Here is a 21,377-nt window from a genome sequence, read left to right as displayed (position 1 = left end):
CCTAGGTTAGGGGCTCATTAATTAATTGTTTTAATATTTTAGTTAATTCATCATAACCTATTATTGTAGATGCATCTTTTGGTTTTAGCTGTAAAAATAAGTAGTTTCCAAATTCCTTTTCAACAAGAACATCCATATCTAACTGCCCAGGATAAATAATTATAACCTTTTCAATAGGGAAAATAGGCCTTTCTAAATCTTTTGAAATATATTGAACTGTTGTTTTGTAATTTTTAATTTGAATCATCGTCTCATTATTTTCTATATCACTCCACAAGTAACCGAATCTTCGATATTTAACTTCTATTATATAAGATTTTATATATTTGTTATCTTTATAAAAATCAATCCTTATGTCCGGTAATTTATTTGAAGCATGAGTATAAAAACCTGAACCGTTTTTTAAAGCCTCTTGATATAATGAGTATAGTTCCTTTTCATACCACACTTCTAATCTTAAGTTTCCTTTAGTAAAAATTGCTCCCATCCCGCTTGGGATCTCATCATTTAACTTGTTTGAAAGCAATTTTTTATAGTCGCTTTCCTCAAGGTTAAATCCTAATTTTTGAATAATATCTAGGACAACTAATAAAACAAAATATTCATAAAGTAGATCCGTTGTTTTAAAATTTGGTTGATAATAATTTTTATAGTCTATAAGTTTTCTATATAATCTATAAACTTTCCCATACTTTGAATTCATTAATATGCTCTTTAATGGGATAACTTTACTTGTAGAATCTACATCTATAAAAAAGTTTATATACTTTGACAATAAGTTTTTCATCCAGCGAAGATCCTTAATGAGTAAATCACAATCATTAAAATCTCCTTTTGTTTCCTTTAATTCATTCAAAAATACCTCTAAATCCCTAAGTTCCATATAAAGATTTAAAAGCATCGCCTTTAAAATTTTGTTTTCTCTTGAATTTAGGGTTGGGATCTTTTTATTTCTAATCTTTCTCCCCCATTTCTCCTGCCTGAAAACCTAATAGTTTTAATATCTTGTTTTTTAACATTTTGTCCTTTCATATAAGCTTTTTCAAGTTCAGTTAAAGGTGATTTAATTATTTCGTCTAATAGCTTAGCTAATATTATGAAGTTTTCCTTATATGTCTTTATAACATTTAAATAATTTGATTTTATTATATTTTTCTTTATTCTATTTATTTGAGCAAAGGTGTTTAAATTATATGATATTCCGTCTATTCTACTATTTATATAATCCCTTATGAATTGTAGCTGCAATTCATTAACATGCCTTGGATTAACAGAATAAATATTGTAATAATAATTGCCCTTATAAAAATTCTTACCAAATGGTCCCCTGGAAGAAGAATAGAATATTTATTTAAACCTTCAAATAATTTTTGGCTCTCATTTGGATTTATCTTTATAAACTCACCTTGGCCGTTAAAAATATTTTTTATTTCTAAGTAGCTGTTTTCATCAGAACTTTCGAATTTAACGTTTACTTTTGATGATTCTTTTAGTTCTACTATTTTTTCCTTTATCTCATATATATTGTCATAGAATTTGTCTAACCTAAAAATAGTTTCTTTATCGAAGTTATCAACAGTAAATACTACTGCTGCACCAAAATTATGATGCATACCCATTATAATACATCTCCTCAGCCTTTCTCTTTATTTCTGCTAAACAAAGTTTAAAATCTGAAACATTCTTTGCTAAATCGTCAGTAAATAGCTGATATAATAAACTATCTTTAATTCCTTCTCCATCGCTAATTCCTATAAGCCTTCCGAACTGTTCCTGATGCCCTTTGATTTTAGTTAAAATTCTTTGTTTGATAGCAATATCTATTGCCCTACTTCTATCAATAAGTTTTTGTCCTTTATCGTCTTCGGGAATATTTAAAATATATAATGCTATATGCTGTAGTGTTCTATAGGAAACTCCTTTTTGTTTGTCAAAGCTGTTAATCAGGTTATGTAGTTTATCAAAAATTTCAATTCAATGTCTTTAAATACATCAATAGGGAAATCAACTGTCCTTCTCCAACTCCTTATAAATTTGCTTTCTACAAAGCTTTCTGTGTAGTTAGTATTTTTTTGTTTTTAAACAAATCCTTCATTTCCACAAATGGAACGCTTTCTAATGTTATTACATTAGCCCTATCTAATAATCTATCCGAAAAATCTTTAGTTGTTTCATCTATATTAACAGTTCCTACAAATAAAACATTATCGCCAACAGTTATCTGAGCAGGATATTTATCGCTATTTTTACAGTTTGAATTTTTATTGTATAATATCAATTTTCTTTCATCTTCCTTCATCTCTAAGAGCGAAATAAAAGGGCTAAACCAATACTCTACTTGACTTAAATTCATTTCGTCAAAAATAATCATAAAAAGTTCATCTTTTCTATCATGGGCCCTTTTTAAAATATCGGCAATTCCAGTTTCAGAGGGAATAAATTCCTCCTTAGAAGTATTAAGATATCCAATAATATCTGCAGGTTCAGTATAGGCAGGACTGATTGGGATCACCGTATAATGTTCCTCATCAAGCCCCAATGCCTTTGCGTAGGCAACGGCTAATCTTGTCTTACCGGTTCCTGCCATTCCACTTATTATTGTTAAAGGATTTGTTTTTAAGCATACATGAAAATTATAAAGATCTATATCTCTATAGCATAATCCCTCATTAAAAAGATATTGCTTAAATTTTTCTAAAAATTTGATTTCGCTTTTAACAGAATCTCGATAGATCTGAAAATCCTCTTTATTAAATATATAGGATCCATTTTGTTCAATTGTTTCCTTTAATAGATTTTTATAATCTTCAGATATAAATAAAAGCTCATCGCTTACCTTATAAATCACATTATCGTAAAAATCATTGGGAAACTTTATCTTTTTATATCTCCTATACTTGCTAATATCCTTTTCCCCTTTTGATTTGTCCAATTAAGGTTTCCATATATATAATCGTCACATATAATAATTTCGGGATCTTCAAACTCACTATTGTATAAAGGTAGTTCAATTGGAAGCTGTTGCATTATAGCTTTTTCTAATTCATATTTTGACATACTTGGGGAAGGAATAGGTATATACCTTTTAGTAAAATCGATATTTGCAGTTTCAATATCAAAAATTACTAAATTTCTATAAAACAATTCATTTTTTGATTTTTCTTCTTTTTCATGAATGGTTTAAATAATATTAATTTGTTTGCTAACCTCTCGTATATTCTTTCTTTTTTATTTTTATATCTTTTTCACTCCAAAAATCCGGTGACATAGGAACATTTTCTAATGCTTTTTCAAAACCAATAAACAAGTTATTTTCAAAGGGTCCTGGTAATTCGTATATCCTTTTAGGGATTGTTGATATTGGTTTAATATAAAATAATACATATTCAGGATTTTTTTAAGGTAAGTAATAGGCTTTTGTTCTTCACCTATAGATGGAAAAAATTTTTCATCTAATGCAAGATGACCTAATATATAACAGTCTTGAATTGCTTTAATATCCTCTTGCTTTATATTTTTCATGATAAACCCTCCACGCTTTTCTTTTTTAAAATAATATTTCTAATAAGCTCCTCTAAGGACAATCCGAAAATAACGTAATACTTAATTCCTTTGCTTTTTAAAGATTTCTCCAAATTTAATAAATCTTTAGTTGAATCAATAGAATTCCTATGAATAAAAATCTGCCCTTCATAGTTTTCTATATTATCAAGAATATTTATATTTTCACTATTGATTATATTGCATCTTCCGATAACATCAAAAACTCTATCATACTGATAATTTGTAATAATCGTATTTTCATTCTCCTTTTCAAACTTATTTATTTTGTCATCATTTACTTTTTGATCGTCACTAATACTTTTCTTTAGATCCTCCAATTCCTTTGCTTTTGCATTTTTATAATCTTCAAAATCTCTTTCTAAGGATTCAATTTGCTTTTCAAGGGACTTAATTTTTTCCTCCTTGTTTTTAATCTCACCTTCTAAACTTTTATTTTTTCCGTTAATTCTTTTAGCTTATCTTCAACAGTTTTATAAACCGCTACATTAAAGCAAACACTAGCATCCGATAATAATTTATTGAAAAAATTCCTTTTATCTTGGGGGACCTGTAACAAATCTTTAATGTTTTCTGATATATATGCTAAAACAGCAATATAATCCGTAATTTGACTTCTATTTTCCGTAAAAATTTAGCAAATTCATCAAATTTCATTTTTGTAAACTTTTTCTTTAATTTATAAAAGTTATCCTCTTGTCCTATCAAGTTTAGCATCGAAATCGCTTCAGGTTCAAACAAAGAAAAATACTCAATAGGGTCCTTAAGTTGCAAAAGCTTTTCAATAACTTCATAGCAATTTTCTTCATTAATTTCAATCTCACCTACTAGACCTTCAAATATATGCTTATTATTTATAAAATTATTAAACATCACATCTGCATTTTTGTGCAAATTCAGGATTCATAAGTATTAAAATTCCTAAAGGAAAATGTGGATCTACTTTTTCCTTTAACGGATATGATAAAAATGTGTATAAAAGATCATCTAAATCATTAAGATTGAGCTCCTTTAACTTTAACCCATATATATCCTCTAAAAGTTTATAGAACAACTCATCTTTACTGTTAAATTTTGTAAACAAATGCTTTCTTAGTATTTTTTCTGGAACTTTTGCAACATTGGAAAATCCATTGATATTTATCTTCCATTTATTAGCTATTTTAATCAATATCTCTTGGTCTGCAACAGTAAAATATAATTCTACTATATTCATCAAAACACCTCCATTTTGTCCCCTTATATATATTCTATAAAAAATCTCATTTTCCTTTATTTTAAAATTGATAGTTTAAAAAAGCTATAGTTTTTGTTAAAATAGACTAGGAAAGGAGCGTGGGGGATATGCTTGTTAAAGATTGGAAGGAATTTTTAATCCCTTACGAACAAGCAGTTGAAGAGTTAAAAATAAAATTTAAAAGTATAAGAAAACAGTATAGAAGTAAAAATGAATATTCACCAATTGAATTTGTAACCGGCCGTGTAAAAGAAATATCAAGTATCCTTGAAAAAGCAAAAAGCTTGATATCCCTCTGAATAAAATTGCAGAGGAAATGGAAGATATAGCAGGAATAAGAATAATGTGTCAATTTGTTGAGGACATATACAAAGTAGTTCAAATTATTCGTCAAAGGGATGGCAAAGACTTAAAAATAGTTTATGAAAAGGATTATGTAAAAAATAAAAAAGATAGTGGCTATAGAAGTTACCATGTAATAATAAAATATCCTGTTCAAACTACCGAAGGAGAAGTTGAAATATTAGCAGAAATTCAAATTAGAACCCTTGCTATGAATTTTTGGGCTACGTTGAACATTCACTAAATTATAAATACAAGCAAAGTATACCTGAAGAAATTAAGGATAGATTGAAAAGAGCTGCAGAGTTAGCATTTTTGTTAGATCAGGAAATGTCTGAGATTAAAGAGGAAATTATTGAAGCTCAAAAGATGTTTGAGATTAAATCAAGTGTAATTTCGGATATACTTGATAATATTATAACCCTCTATTCATTAGGTAAAATTTCTGAGTCTACAGATTATCAAGATAAATTTAATAAACTATTAGAAAAAGGTGATATAATAGAATTAAAGGATCTTTTAGATGAACTTAATGAAAAAGTTCAGCAGACACGCCTTCAACTTTTTCAATTAGAGGAATAGTGGTGATAATTTTATGGAACAATTTGAAGGCAAATTATTAAACATAGTTTTTATAGCTTTATTAACTATTTTTTTGTTGGTTTCTAATATAGGTCATAATTTTAAAGTGGATATTTTTTCAACCTTCAACACTATCAAACATTATAATAACTTAAATAGATATTGGGAACGCTCAAAAACCATCCTGAACTTATGGAATTTGCAACAAATTATATAGTTTCTTTCCTTAAGAGCAATAAGTTAAAACCATTTAATAATTCTTATATTCATACCTTTGAAAGAGTTTTTCCTGTTGGGGAAGCTAATTCACATTTTGAAGTTCTTTCTCTTGGGGGTAAACGAATTAGAAGCTATGAATATGGCAAGGATTTTTGAAGACTTTAAGGGCTTATACAAGGAAGGTCAAATCTATGGAAGTCTTCAATATGTAAGTAGAATCGACCAAAATATTTATAATGAAATTATTCTAACAGATTTGTATAATTATAATAACATAGAAGAACTTGATAATTATTTTTTATCAAAGAATGTTAAATGCGTTATTTCTCCTTCCTTTTCTGAAGACCTTGCTTTTAGTAGTGGGATATATGATGATAATCTAAAAATAAATGATAAAGGATTAATTAAAATTATAATAAACCCAAAAATTTTCTCTGAAATCATAAGATACTCCCAAAATGGATATAAAATCAGAATAGGTGCTAATAAAAAATTGGAGGAAATTAAATTTAAAAATGTATATGGGATAATGCCTGGAAAAAATAAGCTCATAAAACCTCTTTTGATAGTCTCCTACTATGATTTTTTTATTAGACTTTCAGAAGTCCCCATAACAACTTATGAGCAAAACATTACTCCATCAATCATATTAGAATTAATAAACTCTATTAAAAATCAACGTGCAAAAACGCCGGACAGGACAATTATTTTTGTTTTTTGTCTGGTCATTTGCTAAACTACAACCTCGATAATGTATTTTCAAATTTACCTAGTGGAGACATACTAATTATAGACAGCATAGGATTATCTGACTCCTTTTCGATAACCCAAACTCAAAAACAAAATGGATTTACTAATAACGTCATTGATATTTTAAAAGAGCATTCATTTTATATAACAAGTAGAAACATTAAGCAGGACTCAGAATTTCCCTACACCATTATTTCATGCGAAAATACCACTTTAAGCCCTCAAATAATATCAAGATCTGGGAAATTCTTATTATCGCTAATAAAGGATGAATGCTATAATTTAGGTTATATTACAGCAAATTTTAGGTTGATCCGTAATATAAAAAAATTTTTTAATGCTTACTCAATACCTATTTCTATTATTTTATTGATATATACCGTATTTGTATTATTTAAACCTAAAAAAATTATTGACAAATAATTATTTTCTGTTATATTTATCTTAGAATAAATAAAAGGATGGTGTTTATGAATAAATTAAGCAATCTATTTAAAGAAAACAATCTAAAGCTCACACCACAAAGATATGCTATATATAATTATCTGCTTGGGACTAAAAGTCACCCTTCAGCTGAAATGATCTACGAAGCTTTAAGACCGCACTATCCTACCATGAGCTTAGCAACGGTTTATAAAACTTTAAATACTTTAATAGAGTTAGGATTAGTTCAGCAGCTGAATGTTGGAGAAGATAACTTTAGATTTGACGCTAAAGCTGAATCCCACCCTCATATTGTTTGTCTAGGATGCGGAAGAGTTGATGACATCAATGAACTTGAACTTGACCATATAAATCAAATAGCACAAAAATATACAAATTACAAAATAAGCAGTAGTAAGGTTTATTTTTATGGGCTATGTGCTGAATGTCAAGAACAAGAAAAAGGGGATCGTTAAGATCCCCTTCATTGTTGGAAGGATATTTTTAATACTCTATCCCATGCTTCACTCAGTTTTACCCTTCCTTCGATCATATCCGATAATACAATCCCTATAGCATCTGCCATCTTTAAATCTAGATTATCTATAAGAAATCCTGAATTATCATTTGTCATCTCAATATGAGATATGATGATTCTTTTATTTACTGTATCAAGCTGATTAGCTGTTTTTAAAGCAGATATAAAACCTTTTTCTACAAAGAGTTTTTGAGTTTCCTGTTCAAATAAAAATTTCAAAAATTTTTCTGCTTCATCCTTGTTTGAGCTTTTTGAAGAAATAGTTAAAATCTGCCCACCACTTGCGCTTACCTTAGCCATAGGATTATCGACAAACTGAATTGGTGTTTCAAAAATTCCATATTCAAAACCAGAAGGCTTTTTAGTTTCTATCAGCTCTTTAGTTATTGAAATTGTTGGCAATATTGCTGCTTTTCCCTTCAAAAAATCATCAACTGATTGCATATAATTAATGTCAACACTATTCTTCTTAATAGAATTTTTAACTAATTTATCAAAAGTATTAAAGGCAATATTTATTCCCTGAATGTTCTCAAAGGCTTTTTTGTCTGATCCTAAATTATCAGTAAAACTTTGTATTCCTGTTGTTTGACATGTTATATTGCCAAATAAAAGGGCTAAAGTCCATCTATCCATTGCACCAATGCTAATTGGAATAATGCCTTTTGAATTTAGCTTCTTAGATATATCAATTAATTCCTTTAAGTTAGCAGGTTCTTTAATTCCATATTTGTTAAATATGCTTTTATTATAAAACCATTCGTATGTTATAGGTAAATCACCTATACCATAGTTTTTACCATTAAATGTTCCATAGGATAGATTGATAGGATATAGCTTATTTCTTAAATCATTTTTATCTATAAAATCTGTCAGGTCCGTAATAAGCCCAGTTTTAGCGTATTCTATAAGCTGACTTCTTTTTATCCCAACTATATCATAACCCTCTTCCTTTGTAAGGCTTTCTTTAATCTTAGATTCATCAGAAAGGTCAAGGGTTAATTCTATTTTTAAATCAGGATTTTGTTTTTCATATTCCTTAACAATTTCTTTATATATTCCTCCAATATTCTCCTCAGGATACATTATGGCAACTTTTAAAGTCTTTTTATTCTCTTCTCCTTCTTTTCCTTTTTATTGCAGGAAGTAACTCCCAAAATCAAAGTAAAAATAAGCAAAATACTAATTAGCCTTTTCATCTTATCACCACTTTCTTAAATTTATCTCTCCAATATGTGGAAAGCTCAATTACAAAATGATTATATAAAAAATAGTATTATAAATCAATATTTGTTCCCTTAATTATATTTTTCCACAAATATTTTATAATTATCATTCATATAATTTAGTGGAGGTGAGTTTAATGAAATTAAAAATATATGTAGTTAAAAAGCAACAGCTTATCTGGGAGCCATAATAATCGCCGCAATCATCATAGCTGCAATTATAATGATACTTATGAAAACAAAACAAACTATTAGCACTTTCAACCAACCAAATACCTACTATACAGATTTAAACAGCGACGGCAAAACAGATTGTATCCTTGTTGAAACAAACGAAAAAACTGGTGAATATCACTTATCAATTAAATGGGATGAAAAAAACTTCTAACCTAGAACCAGATCCCACCATTAAAACTTTAGGATATTTCAATAAAAACTGGCCAATGAACATAAGCTTTAATGATATCGATAAAGATGGTAAGCAGGAACTAATCCTTCAATCATCCGACAACAAAGGTCCAATATTACACGTTTTTAAGGTTTATGACGACAAAGTTATTAAATTAATTTCAGGCCGATACTCTATTTTTGGAGTTGTAAAAACTAAGGACTTTGAGCCTGTAATTGTTATTGGCAATAAATCAAAAAAGGTATAACATATAATTATTTAACCTTTAATTCAAAGGGACCAGTTCCTTATGTTATGCCTACCTCTATGAACCTTGGAAAAAGCTCTTTAGAAAATTTAATTGGCTATCTTGAATCCCAAGAAGTTGAAGCAGCAAATTTAAATATTAATAAAAAACATTTAGAAGTAGTTTCAAAAGGAAAATTCTTAGATGGAAATATTTATGAAGTTAAATACGATAAATACGATGTTCCAACTGAGTGCACATATATTTTAAGAACCTCAGAAGATACTCCTATTGGCTACGAAAATACCATATATAAGGTTACATTAAGACTTTCAAAATATGATAGCAGGAATCCTCAATATAGCATCACTTCTATTGAAAAAATAAAATAATCAGAAGGGACTGTCCTTATATTTGTTCTAGGACAGTCCCTTTATTTTTCTATATTAAATTCAAATATTCAAGTATTGCCGCAATTGCTCCCATCATACCTGCTTCATCTAAAAGGTGAGCTGTAATAATCTTACAGCTTTCTTTTTGGATTTTCATCGCCCTTTTATTGACTTCTTCTCTTATATATTTTAACAATCTCTCCTGGGCCCTTGAAACTCCACCACCTATTATAAATAATTCTGGATTTATAATATTTATATATCCAGCGATAGCAATACCAAGCCATTCTCCAGTTTCCTTCATAATTTCTATTGCAAGTTCGTCCCCCTTATCATAAGCTTCCGATAAAGTTTTAGCAGTGATATTATCAACGCCTCCTGCAATTTCCACCATTAAAGACTTTCTTCCCGAGTTTATTTTTTCCTTTATTCTTCTCGCTATTGCAGGAGCTGATGCTATTGCTTCTATGCAACCTACATTGCCACAGGAACACTTTGGACCGTTTTTATCAACTGTTAAATGTCCAAATTCACCTGCACAAAATCTGTGACCCCTTATCATTCTACCATCAGAAATTATAGCAGATCCTATTCCTGTTCCTATTGTTATGTAAATAAAATCCTTACAATCTTTAGCAGCTCCAAAATACTTTTCTCCAAGAGCTGCAACATTTACATCATTATCTAAGAAGATTGGAACATTAAAAAACTTATTAAGGTCCTCCCTTATGTTAACATCCTGCCATTCGTTGCCTAAATTACCAGAGAAATAACATATACCTTTTTCAACATCAATAAGTCCTGGGACGCCTATCCCTATACCAGCTATATTATCCACTGATAAGCCAGCTTCGTTTATAACATATTCTATTTGTTCTTTTATTCTTCTAATTGTATCTTTATAACCTTTATAAGCTTCAGTTGGAATTTTAGTCTTTATTATTACATTACCCTTCAAATCTGAAAGAGCCGTTACAATGTTCGTTCCTCCAACATCAATTCCAATTACATAATTTTTCATGATATAACCTCCTTCTGAATACTATCGAATAAGTTGTCAAGGACTAAAAGTGCAGCTCCCTTAGTTATAGCGTCCTTGCCTGTTTGAGTCCTCTTGATATTAACATTTTGAAATAACTCCTGTAAAGAATAATTCTTTGCCGAAAGGAGTAATTCATCAAAGAATAGGTCATTAATATCTATTAAGTCCCCTCCTATGACAATTAAGCTTGGGTTAAATATGTTGATCAAATTTGAAATGCCTAAGCCTAGATAAAATCCCGCTTTTTTAACAGCATCAATTATTTTTGATTGCCTTTAATAACTTCCTCATGTATTTTTTCAATATCTAATTCATCACTGTATCCATTTTCCATTGCATATCTTACTATTGCCCTCTCCGAAGCATAATTTTCTAAGCATCCATAATTGCCACAGATACATTTAATTCCATTTATTTCCACTTTCATATGTCCAAATTCCCCTAACCCATCAGAAGCTCCCCTTAACTGCTGCTTGTCTTTTATGAAAGCTGCACCAATTCCATATCCTACCTTTATACAGATAAAATCTTCTACTTCTCTTCCTTCACCATACCAGCTCTCAGCCATTGCCATAGCCCTTACATCTCTGTCAACAAAGGCAGGAACATCAAATTCCCTTTCTAAAATTTCTCTTAAATTAATGTTTTTCCATCCAAAATTAGGTGCAAATGTTATTGTCCCATTATTAAAATCAACTAATCCATGGGCAGCAACACCTATACCAAGTATTTTATTTTTTTCTGGCAAATATTCTTTTATTAACTGATTTATAAAATCTATCATTATATCTTTAACCTTTTCAAATTCCATATTGGGATAAAGCTTTTCAGTTAAAGAGCAAATTATTTCCGATTCCATATTCATGACTGATACTCTAAGTTTTGTAGAGCCAATATGAGCTGCTATAACATAATAAGAATCCGGGTTGATTTTTAATAAAACTGGCTTTCTTCCGCCCGTGGATTTTCCAAAATCGCTTTCAATTATTATATTTCTTTTTAAGAGTTCTGCTGTAATATTCGTTACCGTTGCAGGGGTAAGATTTAGCATCTTTGAAATTTCCACTCTAGATATTGGAGCATATAAGCGAATGGTATCTAAAACCAGCCCCGTGTTAATCTTTTTCATCAATTGAAAACTTCCTGGAATCATATTCTTTTTCAAACTATCACCCCCATATAAAATTATACCAAAATATCATTATTAATCAATCTTTATTTTTTAATTAAATTAAGTTATAAAACCATAAAAAAGAAGGGCCTTAAGGCCCTAAGGGGATGGGGGTTCTGTTAGTGGAAACTGCTGTTTCCTGCTCAAGTTATTTTCTTGAGCTTTCATTAATTAATTTTTCCAGTTCTAAATTTTTTATTCAATCTTTTTAAAAATTTTTATCGACATTTTTGCAAAAAAATTATCATCAAAACTAAATAAAAAAATATTTATAGTAATAAAGATTTTATAAGGATAGAAAAACATGGCAAATTACAAGATTATCATTAATACCAAAACAAACAGATTAATATTATACAAAAACGGAATCATAATTAGACAATACCCTGTAGCCCTTGGTAAGCCCTCAACCCCTACTCCAAAAGGAAATTTTAAAATAATCAATAAAGCGATTAATCCTGGTGGCCCCTTTGGGGCAAGGTGGCTAGGATTAAATATAAAGGGAATTGGAATCCACGGCACAAACAATCCTTCTTCAATAGGTAAAAACGTTTCTAATGGATGCATTAGAATGTTTAATAGCCATGTAATTGAACTTAGCAGCCTTGTTCCGATTGGAACGCCTGTTACAATTGTTTAAGTCCAATATAATGTGGTATTTTGAGGTTTTAATATCATAATTTATATTTCTTGCTATTTTATTCATCCTCCCGTTCGTGGCAATCATAATTAACAAAAATAAGTTAAGGTAAAATTGTTATACTTCTGTTGTTAATATCCAAAATCGATATTTTATATGTTCCTCCTAAATTATCTTTTACAGCCTCAGCTAAATCATTAAGGGCTGCATCAAAATCCTTATATCTTTTTTCATCAATAAGTTCAATGCATAGAAATGCATTTTTGTGTTTTCATCTAATACTGTTCTTACTGATTCTCGCCAATTCCAGCATCTGCAAATTGCTCCTGCATCATCTTTATAGACTATTTCGCCTTCATAAGGAGGTTCATTTTCATCGCTTCCTAAAGGGATAAAATGTTCGTTCCCCATCGCCTTCGTAAGTCTAATATCTCCAACAATTTTATCAATATCTTCTCCGCCGCATGGCATTCCATATCTTAAAGATATTGAATTGTATATATCTACAAGTGGATTTATTGTTCCTATATGATTTCCATTTTTTACTCTTTTTAATAATGCTTCAATTGAAGACCTTGCACCTTTCTTAGTTTTAAATTTTTTGAAGGTTTCCCTCCATAATTTAACAACTTCATTTTCGCTAAATTCTGGATTTCTTAAATACTTTATTGCCTCCTTTTCGGCTTCTAAAATCATTTTTTATATTTTTCAGTATCTTTTATAGTATTATTAATTCCATTAACTACAACAACTCCAATTTTTGCATTTGGGAACAAATTCCATAGGTCCTCTTCAACAATAAATAGTTTCATAGGTTTTCCCTCCTTATGATTAATTTTGCTCTATTATCTCTATTTAATTATTTTGTATCTCATTAACAGCTTTGTCAATGTAAAATCACTTTTGTTTCTTCCTAATTAAAATGAACAACTCTTCTTATTATTCATAAAATAATATTGGATGAATTTATAAAAATAAGGAGATACTATGCAAATTCATGTTGTAAGGGTAGGGGAATCTTTATACAGTATTGCACGGTTATATAATTCAACAATTGGCGCAATTGCAGGAGCAAATGAACTTCCTAATCCAAATCAGCTTGTAGTGGGGCAGGCACTTGTAATACCTATAGTAGGAAGGTTCTATTGGGTTCAACCTGGAGATAGCTTATATAACATTGCAAGAAGATTTGGAATAAGCTATCTTGCACTTGCTAGGATTAATGGTATTTCACCTAATAAACCACTCCCGATTGGTTTTAGACTTTATATTCCCCCACTTCCAAGAAGAAGAGCAGAAATAAATGCATACGTAGAACCAATAGGCGGCAGAGTAACGCCTGCATTAGAGCAATCTGTTCGAAGCGTAGCACCACATTTGACCTATCTCTCACCCTTTAGTTTTCAGATTCAAAGGGACGGAACATTAAAAGAACCCCCTTAAACAATTTTAGAAATATTGCAAATAACAGCGGTGCAGTTTTATTGATGGCTGTAACTAATCTTGAGGAAGGACAATTCAGCACGGAACTTGGAAGACTTATTCTTACAAATCAGAAATTGCAAGATACTCTACTTGACAATATCATTTCCACAGCTAAGCGACTAAACTTTAAAGATATACATTTTGATTTAGAACATTTACCTCGTGAATTAAGAGAAAACTATAACGCCTTCCTGCGTAAGGCTAAAGCAAGGTTAAGTGCTCAAGGTCTATTAATGTCTACAGCTTTAGCACCAAAAACAAGTGCCACACAAACAGGTGAATGGTATGAAGCCCATGATTATAGAGCCCATGGTGAAATTGCCGACTTTGTTGTCATAATGACCTATGAATGGGGCTACAGCGGCGGTCCTGCAATGCCAGTATCTCCATTACCTGAAGTTAGGAAGGTTATTGAATATGCTTTGACGGAAATGCCTGCATCTAAAATTATGATGGGACAAAACTTATATGGATATGATTGGACTCTTCCATTCGTCCCTGGAAGCGTTGCAAGGGCAATTAGCCCACAGGAGGCAATTTTATTAGCAGCAGAAAATAATGTGTCTATAAGCTATGATACAAAAGCTCAGGCTCCTCATTTTAATTATATAGATGCAGACGGAAAACGCCACACAGTATGGTTTGAAGATGCTCGTTCCATTCAAGCTAAATTTAATCTAGTAAAGGAACTTGGTCTTAGAGGTGTAAGTTACTGGAAGTTAGGAATTTCTTTCCCACAAAATTGGCTGCTAATAGAGGATAACTTTGAAGTAGTGAAAAGATAATTAAAAATTAAACTAAAAAAGCTGCCAAGAGATAATCTTGGTAGCTTTTTGAATCTGTTGAAAACTCAGAAGCATCTTTATAATAATTTTTTCATTCTAGTAACAGATGTTTATTTTAATTGACATTGATAACAATCATGTTACTTTTTAAATTTAACCTCTGTTTTAGCTCATCTGTTATTTTTATCTGTACTTTAGTCCCTTTCTTTAAATTCTTAAATTGATATTGAATAGAGTCAACAATCGTTCCTGAAGCAGCATTAATATCATATTTTATAGACTTTGGAGCCATTATTTTAATATGTTCCTGGTAATTTTTCAGTGCCCCTTTATTGTATATTTCAATAGGTAACATCGGATAAGCACTTTGAGTTTCACTTAAAACTATTTCTAAATTAGATGTATTAACTTCAACTACTTCATTTTTAGGAACATCTTTGCCATTTATAGTTAATCTGTATTTCCATTCATTTTTTGCAATTTCTAGTAATTTCTTGCTTGAATATGATTTTTGCATTAACATTTTTATATACTTTTCTTGTTCATCTACTTTTCCCTTTAGAAAATTCAATTCAATCTCCAATGATGATATTTTCTCTTCTAATTCCTTTATTTTAATTTCATTAGAACTAGTAGAAATTTTATCTATTTGTTCAGGATATATTTGAATCTTTTTTGATCGTTAAGGCATAAATAAACTGTGCCTCTGTCAAAAATAAAATTATTATATTTTCCCTTACTGTTAATATAGTATTCAAATGCCGTCAAGTCACCTTTTATTCCACTATCCAATCCATCTTTTATGAATTTTAATTTTTTATAATCATCTGTATCTGCTTTAAAAATTCCATTCTTAACAGTGTATTTATTTGATTTTTATCTAATGATATTACACAATAATCATACAAATTTGGTCGTATATAAAGAAAAGTATATTTAATATTGCCATTTATTGTTATTTGCTTAGGAACAGTCTTGCCACTTATTATCTGTTTAACTTCAAATACAATTTTATTATCACTTTGCTCAGATACTTGAGCAATCACCAATGCATATTGATCATTATGCATAAGTCTCCATAATATATCAGCAGAAAAAGCTTTTAAACTGGTATAAAAAAACATATCAAAATAGCGCCAACTGTAAAAAATCTTTTTAGCATATAAATACCTCCAAAATAATACTATTTTTAGTCAATGAGACTTAATCCACAGCAATAAATCCTTCATTACTTCATCACGATTAATTTCATTTAACATCTCATGTCTTCCATCCTTATAAAATTTATATTGAACATCCTTTATTCCTAATCTTTTATATGTTTCAATTAGCCATTTAATAGTCTTGCATTTATTACCAACTGGATCTTGATCACCAGAAAAAATATAAATTGGTAAATCTTTTGGAATTTTAGCCATATTCTTTTTTGATGTATACTTCTAAATCCCCTTAAAAAATCATAGTAAAAACTAGATGTAAAAATTGTCCCACAGAAGGGATCGTTTATATATTTCTCTACTTCTTTTTCATCCCTGCTCAACCAATCAAACTCAGTTTTTGTTGGTTTAAAGGATTTATTATAGTTTCCAAAGGATAATTTATTAAGCAATTTGCTCTGCCATTTTTCACCTTTTATTTTCATTTCAATATAAGCAATAAATCTTCCAATGTCTAATAATAGACCTTGCTTTCCTGCCGTTCCAGACAATATTACTCCTCCTAAGCTGTCACCATACTTTGTGATATATCCTTGTGCGAGTAATGAACCCATACTATGTCCTAAAAGGTAAACAGGAAGATTTGGATTTTCTTTTTAATAATATCGTTCAGCTGTTTCATATCTTCAATCATCCAATAAAATCCATTTTGTCCTATATAGCCTACATTCTCAAGGCACTTTGCAGTCTTGCCGTGTCCCCTATGATCATTTGCATAAACTATAAATCCTTCATTTGTAAAAATTCCGCAAATCTCTCATATCGTGCGGCAGTTTCAGCCATTCCATGTGCTATCTGAATAATGCCTTTAATTTTTTTCCTTCATCTGGCATCCATTTGTAGGTAAAAATTTCTATATTTTCTTCATCACAAAAGGTAAAAGTCTTAGTTCTCATATTACCGCCCCCTTTATATATTTATATTATACCATAATTGTTTATATTTTCCGTTGTATAATATTGTGCTCAAAAATTTTAACTTTTCTTTATGCGTTTTATATTATATCCTTAAATCCATATAATCAGAAAGGGCAGACAGTTGAATATACTGCCCGCCCTGCTATTAAAAGATTTTAAATAAACAGCTCGCCAATTTTATAACCATGAGGTAATTCTTCTTCAATTAAAAATTTAAAATTATCATCTTTTAAGATCGGTAAAAATACTTCATATGGAATCCTTGAAAATTCACAAGCGTAATTGCTAGCTCCAAACCATTTACCTTCTTTGCTCCCTAAATTTAACCCCCTAGCAAATTTCGTATAGTTTGAACAGTCATGAACTACTAAATCCCAGTTTTCCTCATCAGCTATTTTCATAAGTTTCAAAGTCAATTCCCTGCTCCAAATTGGCGAAATATATCCACCCCTATAAATATACATGTTTTCACCATAATAATTGTATATATTATTTTCGTTTAAATGCAGTTCTGCACAGTTGATAAAATCAAGTTTTGTATCTAATATCGCCTTCTTTTTCTTTAAAAAGGTTTCATAAAATTCCGGGGTCATTGGTGTTTCGATTCCCACGCTTTCAATATACTCTTTAGCTATTCCAATATTTTCAATGACTTTATCTGAACAATTAGAAGCACCTAAATTAAAACGTATCTCGTTAAGACCAGCTTCACCTAATGCTCTTAAAGTCTCTTCTGTCGCTAATGTTCCATTTGTGTAAAGATGTTGATGAATATTAGCCTTTCTAAATTTTTTATAATCGGATAATATTTTTCAATTTCTATGAATGGTTCTAAATAAACATAAGCAACACCAGTAGGTTTACTTTGGATTGACAAAAGTAAATCAATATCTCTTTCATAAAATTTAGTTCCTCCAATTTCCCACAATCCTTCTCCGATTGGAGGCATATATTCTATTTGTCCATAATTATAACAGAATTTACAATTTAAGTTGCATTTATTTGTTTTTCTAATTGCACCTAAACCAGTGCCAAGTAAACAAGAACGACACCCTTTAGGAAACTTATTTTCATTTCCTACAAAGTAGGTTCTATTATCTAATGTTTTTAAATTTTTGATTTCCGACATTAAAAGGGCATTTCTATATTCAACTGCTGCTTCAATTTGCGCTAAAGTAGCGTAAACGATCTCCTCCTGTTTAGGACTGAGCTCTTCATCTTCAGGAAGTTGTGAAAAAATTCAAACCACATTAGCGCATCTTTTTTGAAATTTTCATGAGCGGTCCTCCTCTATAAATTATCGAAATCTTAATTAATCCTTCCTTCTAGCAACCAATATATTATTTTAACATATTATTTTATCCTTGTCCTCTTCATTTATATCTAAAATAAGAGGCAAATAAAAAGATGGGGGGACCCCATCTTAATCTAATATACCATTATTTTTAACAACATTACTATACCAATAAGCACTATCTTTGATTATCCTCTTTTGAGTTTTATAATCTATAAATACAATACCAAATCTTTTTGAGTATCCTTCAGCCCATTCAAAGTTATCTAAAAACGACCATAAATAGTAGCCCTTTAAATTAACTCCATCTAATATTGCTCTATGGGCTTGTGTTAAGTGTCTATACAAATAATCGATCCTATAATCATCTACAACTTTCCCTTTATAATTTACTATATCGTTAAAGGCTGCTCCATTTTCTGTGATTAAAATATCAACACCTCCATAATTCTTGTGGATATTAATAAGCAAGTCAAATAAACCCTCAGGATAAATTTCCCAACCCATGTCAGTTTTGGGGTTATCAAGATCCACCATTGTCACTTTAAGAGGATAAGCATTCTCATCATATCTTAAAACACTTCTTGTATAATAATTTATTCCTAAAAAGTCTATTTTTTCACTTATAATCTTCATGTCATCTTCTAAAAACTCTGGAAGAATCCTTTGTTCACTGTATAATTTTAGCATATCTTCAGGGTAACTTCCCTTTAATACAGCATCTAAGAACCATCTATTCATAAATCCATCATATATTTTTGCTGCTAGTATATCTTTTTGGTCATCGGTTTCTGGATATGTGCTTGATAGATTTAATGTTATACCAATTCTTCCCTTTAGACTCATATTTCTATATAGCCTTACTGCTTTCCCATGGGATAAAAGTATATTATGGGCAACCTGCAATGCAGTTTTATAATCCTTAATTCCAGGAGCGTGAACGCCCCAAGCATGGCCTAATATTGATACAACCCATGGTTCATTATGGGTAATCCATATTGGAACAATATCGCCAAATTCTCTAAACATAAATTCTGCATATTCAACAAAATAGTCTACTACCTTTTTGTTTGCCCATCCACCTATATCTTGAAGATGTTGAGGTAAATCCCAGTGATATAAAGTTACCGCTGGCTGAATACCTTTTTCTATTAATTTGTTAATTAACTTTTTATAAAAATCAAACCCTTTTTGATTTACTTCTCCATATCCTTTAGGAAATATTCTTGCCCATGATATGGATAGCCTGTAATTTTTATACCAAGTTCTTCCAATATCTCAATGTCCCTTTCATAAAGATTATAATGATCACATGCTACGTTACCATTTTGATTTTTAAATATTTTACCAGGGATAGAAGTAAATCTATCCCATATATTTTCTCCCTTACCATCTGCGTTATAAGCACCTTCGATCTGATAAGCTGAAGTTGCAACTCCCCATATAAAGTCTTTAGGAAAATTGTATTTTTGCATATCCAATACCACCTTTTTTAATTTACTAATAGTGTCATTATAGAGTGCCTTAGACTTTTCAGTTCAGTTATTCCCTTCCCTACCTTAAATCTAAAATCAATATCTTCATCTGATTTATTCATTACAACTGTTACAATTGTTCCATCTGGATTTTTAAATGTTGTAACTTCTAAGGAATCATAAGGATTTATAAAACCTATTCTTTTAGCTCCTCTTTTTATAAATCTACTAAAATGACCTATATAATAATAAGAACTTTGAAAATATATTTCATCTTTTTCTACATCAACAATTATTGGAGCATCACAGTAATTGCCAACATGGTTAGGCCCTCCTTGAGTATCTAGGAGTAAATTCCAATCAACCCAACCAACAGTATAATTGTTTAAATCGCCGATTATATTGTGTCCATATCTTTCTCCTACGTTCCAATCACCAAGTTTTACTCCACCCTCTTGGCATCCCTCAGTGAAGAGCAACTTCTTGTCCGGAAACTCTTCATGGGTCTTTTTAAGGTTTTCAAATTGGTCCCCTGAATACCAGTGAAATCCTACACCCCAAACATATTTTGAAGCCTCTTTATCAGATAAAATAACCTTTGCTCTTTCATACAATAAATCTCTATTATGATCCCAAACAATAATATTTATATGTTTTAAACCCTCTTTATACAACGTAGGTCCTAAATGATATTTTACAAAATCCCTTTCTTCCTCTGCGGTATATCTACACGAATCCCATACCTGTGTAGCCTCTGGCTCATTTTGAACTGTAATGCCCCATATATCTATTCCTTCTTCCTTCATTGCTTTAATGTATTTTGCATAATATAATGCCCATACGTCCTTAAATTCTTCCTTTAGTTTACCGCCATTATTCATTTCCCCATTTGTTTTCATCCATGCAGGGGACTCCATGGAGAAGCAAAAGTTTAATATCATTAGAAAAAGCCATTGCCTTTTTAATAAATGGAATAACATACTTTTTTCTCTGGCAATATTAAAACTTTTAAGTTCAACATCGTATTCTTCTACATAGTCATAATTTCCCAATGAAAAATCGCAGCTATTTATGTGGGTTCTACAGAGATTATATCCATTTCCTTCATGCTTATCAAAATAAGCCTTTAAAATCTTATTTTTGTTTTCTTCTCCTAGTTTATAAAAATTATATGCAGCCGCTTCAGTAAAGGCACCACCAAATCCTTCGATTGTCTGATAAGTTTCATCCTCAAATACTTCAATTGCTTTATCAATTTTTTCACCGAAGTTTAAAGCTTTATTTTCTTTCAATGCTAATCTATCTTCAGTATCTTTTGCTGTTAAATAAACCTTAAGTTTACTTCTCATTTAAATCCCACCTATGAGTGTTATTTTAAGTAAATATCTATTCTGTTTATTTTTCCTTCTCTAATCAATGTTGCATATTCTTCCTCTATAAAATTAT

The 21,377-nt window shown here is 30.2% G+C and carries 24 protein-coding genes and 5 pseudogenes; 9 read left to right on the top strand and 20 right to left on the bottom strand.

Annotated elements, in window-relative coordinates; genetic code table 11:
* Position 1: 1 nt before the first annotated feature.
* From PWK10_RS04875 to PWK10_RS04835, 9 genes are all read right to left on the bottom strand, one after another.
* Positions 2-901: a nuclease domain-containing protein gene (locus PWK10_RS04875; RefSeq protein WP_274767560.1), complete on the bottom strand. Its 900-nt coding sequence runs from the start codon at positions 899-901 to the stop codon at positions 2-4.
* 29 nt (positions 902-930) lie between these two features.
* Entirely contained in the window at positions 931-1,248 is a 318-nt protein-coding gene (locus tag PWK10_RS04870) for a hypothetical protein (RefSeq protein ID WP_274767559.1), read from the bottom strand.
* Entirely contained in the window at positions 1,230-1,619 is a 390-nt protein-coding gene (locus PWK10_RS04865) for a hypothetical protein (protein WP_274767558.1), read from the bottom strand. Before PWK10_RS04865 ends, PWK10_RS04870 begins: the two co-directional genes overlap by 19 nt.
* Before the next feature lie 422 nt (positions 1,620-2,041).
* Positions 2,042-2,932 carry an McrB family protein gene (locus PWK10_RS04860; protein ID WP_274767557.1) on the bottom strand — a complete coding sequence of 297 codons (891 nt, stop codon included), beginning with the start codon at positions 2,930-2,932 and terminating at the stop codon, positions 2,042-2,044.
* Positions 2,875-3,144: a hypothetical protein gene (locus PWK10_RS04855; RefSeq protein ID WP_274767556.1), complete on the bottom strand. Its 270-nt coding sequence runs from the start codon at positions 3,142-3,144 to the stop codon at positions 2,875-2,877. Before PWK10_RS04855 ends, PWK10_RS04860 begins: the two co-directional genes overlap by 58 nt.
* 135 nt (positions 3,145-3,279) lie before the next feature.
* The gene (locus PWK10_RS04850) at positions 3,280-3,522 is read right to left on the bottom strand and encodes a hypothetical protein (RefSeq protein WP_274767555.1); all 243 of its coding nucleotides are present in this window, start codon (positions 3,520-3,522) and stop codon (positions 3,280-3,282) included.
* Positions 3,519-3,881: a hypothetical protein gene (locus PWK10_RS04845; RefSeq protein WP_274767554.1), complete on the bottom strand. Its 363-nt coding sequence runs from the start codon at positions 3,879-3,881 to the stop codon at positions 3,519-3,521. Before PWK10_RS04845 ends, PWK10_RS04850 begins: the two co-directional genes overlap by 4 nt.
* A gap of 265 nt (positions 3,882-4,146) precedes the next feature.
* Complete coding sequence (locus PWK10_RS04840) at positions 4,147-4,437, bottom strand: hypothetical protein (RefSeq protein ID WP_274767553.1); 291 nt, start codon at positions 4,435-4,437, stop codon at positions 4,147-4,149.
* Entirely contained in the window at positions 4,427-4,777 is a 351-nt protein-coding gene (locus tag PWK10_RS04835) for a hypothetical protein (protein WP_274767552.1), read from the bottom strand. Before PWK10_RS04835 ends, PWK10_RS04840 begins: the two co-directional genes overlap by 11 nt.
* A gap of 128 nt (positions 4,778-4,905) precedes the next feature.
* On the opposite strand from PWK10_RS04835, the pseudogene PWK10_RS04830 reads away from it, so the two are divergent.
* From PWK10_RS04830 to PWK10_RS04820, 3 genes and pseudogenes are all read left to right on the top strand, one after another.
* Positions 4,906-5,722: pseudogene (locus tag PWK10_RS04830) on the top strand (GTP pyrophosphokinase).
* Between the two features lie 328 nt (positions 5,723-6,050).
* Positions 6,051-6,677 (top strand): hypothetical protein, encoded by a 627-nt coding sequence (locus PWK10_RS04825; protein ID WP_274767551.1) that lies wholly within the window; start codon positions 6,051-6,053, stop codon positions 6,675-6,677.
* 484 nt (positions 6,678-7,161) lie between these two features.
* On the top strand, positions 7,162-7,590 hold the full coding sequence (locus PWK10_RS04820; protein ID WP_274767550.1) for a Fur family transcriptional regulator: 429 nt from the start codon (positions 7,162-7,164) through the stop codon (positions 7,588-7,590).
* 8 nt (positions 7,591-7,598) lie between these two features.
* Here the strand turns inward: PWK10_RS04820 and PWK10_RS04815 are convergent, their stop codons facing one another.
* Positions 7,599-8,738 (bottom strand): ABC transporter substrate-binding protein, encoded by a 1,140-nt coding sequence (locus PWK10_RS04815; protein WP_274767549.1) that lies wholly within the window; start codon positions 8,736-8,738, stop codon positions 7,599-7,601.
* Between the two features lie 363 nt (positions 8,739-9,101).
* Here PWK10_RS04815 and PWK10_RS04810 point away from each other — a divergent pair, with 363 nt between their 5' ends.
* Genes PWK10_RS04810 through PWK10_RS04800 form a run of 3 tightly spaced genes read left to right on the top strand, consistent with a single transcriptional unit; the run spans position 9,102 to position 9,905 of the window.
* A complete protein-coding gene (locus PWK10_RS04810; protein WP_274767548.1) occupies positions 9,102-9,266 on the top strand; it encodes a hypothetical protein in 165 nt (54 codons plus the stop codon).
* The gene (locus PWK10_RS04805) at positions 9,250-9,534 is read left to right on the top strand and encodes a hypothetical protein (RefSeq protein ID WP_274767547.1); all 285 of its coding nucleotides are present in this window, start codon (positions 9,250-9,252) and stop codon (positions 9,532-9,534) included. The genes PWK10_RS04810 and PWK10_RS04805 overlap by 17 nt, the downstream gene beginning before the upstream one ends.
* Before the next feature lie 47 nt (positions 9,535-9,581).
* Positions 9,582-9,905, top strand: a complete 324-nt coding sequence (locus tag PWK10_RS04800; RefSeq protein WP_274767546.1) for a hypothetical protein — start codon at positions 9,582-9,584, stop codon at positions 9,903-9,905.
* Between the two features lie 49 nt (positions 9,906-9,954).
* Here the strand turns inward: PWK10_RS04800 and PWK10_RS04795 are convergent, their stop codons facing one another.
* The 3 genes from PWK10_RS04795 to PWK10_RS04785 are packed head-to-tail and all read right to left on the bottom strand — an operon-like array spanning position 9,955 to position 12,112.
* Positions 9,955-10,926, bottom strand: a complete 972-nt coding sequence (locus PWK10_RS04795; protein ID WP_274767545.1) for an ROK family protein — start codon at positions 10,924-10,926, stop codon at positions 9,955-9,957.
* Positions 10,923-11,207, bottom strand: coding sequence for an ROK family protein (locus tag PWK10_RS04790; RefSeq protein WP_274768118.1), 285 nt, complete (start codon positions 11,205-11,207; stop codon positions 10,923-10,925). The genes PWK10_RS04795 and PWK10_RS04790 overlap by 4 nt, the downstream gene beginning before the upstream one ends.
* The gene (locus tag PWK10_RS04785) at positions 11,207-12,112 is read right to left on the bottom strand and encodes an ROK family transcriptional regulator (protein ID WP_274767544.1); all 906 of its coding nucleotides are present in this window, start codon (positions 12,110-12,112) and stop codon (positions 11,207-11,209) included. Before PWK10_RS04785 ends, PWK10_RS04790 begins: the two co-directional genes overlap by 1 nt.
* A gap of 310 nt (positions 12,113-12,422) precedes the next feature.
* Here PWK10_RS04785 and PWK10_RS04780 point away from each other — a divergent pair, with 310 nt between their 5' ends.
* Positions 12,423-12,758 (top strand): L,D-transpeptidase, encoded by a 336-nt coding sequence (locus PWK10_RS04780; RefSeq protein WP_274767543.1) that lies wholly within the window; start codon positions 12,423-12,425, stop codon positions 12,756-12,758.
* A 103-nt stretch (positions 12,759-12,861) separates the two neighbouring features.
* Here PWK10_RS04780 and PWK10_RS04775 read toward each other — a convergent pair.
* A pseudogene (locus PWK10_RS04775) lies at positions 12,862-13,570 on the bottom strand (B3/B4 domain-containing protein).
* Positions 13,571-13,745: 175 nt separating this feature from the next.
* Between PWK10_RS04775 and PWK10_RS04770 the strand changes: the two are divergent.
* Both PWK10_RS04770 and PWK10_RS04765 read left to right on the top strand, forming a co-directional pair.
* Positions 13,746-14,201 carry a LysM peptidoglycan-binding domain-containing protein gene (locus PWK10_RS04770; RefSeq protein ID WP_274767542.1) on the top strand — a complete coding sequence of 152 codons (456 nt, stop codon included), beginning with the start codon at positions 13,746-13,748 and terminating at the stop codon, positions 14,199-14,201.
* A gap of 44 nt (positions 14,202-14,245) precedes the next feature.
* On the top strand, positions 14,246-15,028 hold the full coding sequence (locus PWK10_RS04765) for a glycosyl hydrolase family 18 protein (RefSeq protein ID WP_274767541.1): 783 nt from the start codon (positions 14,246-14,248) through the stop codon (positions 15,026-15,028).
* Between the two features lie 115 nt (positions 15,029-15,143).
* Here PWK10_RS04765 and PWK10_RS04760 read toward each other — a convergent pair whose 3' ends face one another.
* The 6 genes and pseudogenes from PWK10_RS04760 to PWK10_RS04735 all read right to left on the bottom strand — a co-directional run bounded on the left by PWK10_RS04760 (position 15,144) and on the right by PWK10_RS04735 (position 21,280).
* A complete protein-coding gene (locus PWK10_RS04760) occupies positions 15,144-15,611 on the bottom strand; it encodes a hypothetical protein (protein WP_274767540.1) in 468 nt (155 codons plus the stop codon).
* A 226-nt stretch (positions 15,612-15,837) separates the two neighbouring features.
* Entirely contained in the window at positions 15,838-16,098 is a 261-nt protein-coding gene (locus tag PWK10_RS04755) for a hypothetical protein (protein WP_274767539.1), read from the bottom strand.
* A 123-nt stretch (positions 16,099-16,221) separates the two neighbouring features.
* A pseudogene (locus PWK10_RS04750) lies at positions 16,222-17,141 on the bottom strand (alpha/beta hydrolase).
* A gap of 176 nt (positions 17,142-17,317) precedes the next feature.
* A pseudogene (locus PWK10_RS04745) lies at positions 17,318-18,413 on the bottom strand (radical SAM protein).
* Positions 18,414-18,585: 172 nt separating this feature from the next.
* A pseudogene (locus PWK10_RS04740) lies at positions 18,586-19,931 on the bottom strand (GH1 family beta-glucosidase).
* Positions 19,932-19,948: 17 nt separating this feature from the next.
* On the bottom strand, positions 19,949-21,280 hold the full coding sequence (locus PWK10_RS04735; RefSeq protein WP_274767538.1) for a glycoside hydrolase family 30 protein: 1,332 nt from the start codon (positions 21,278-21,280) through the stop codon (positions 19,949-19,951).
* Positions 21,281-21,377 lie beyond the last annotated feature (97 nt).

Origin of the sequence: Caloramator sp. Dgby_cultured_2 (genome assembly GCF_028872215.1) — a bacterium.
Taxonomy (GTDB): Bacteria; Bacillota; Clostridia; order Clostridiales; family Caloramatoraceae; genus Caloramator; species Caloramator australicus.
This window is presented reverse-complemented; position numbering and strand designations above follow the sequence as displayed.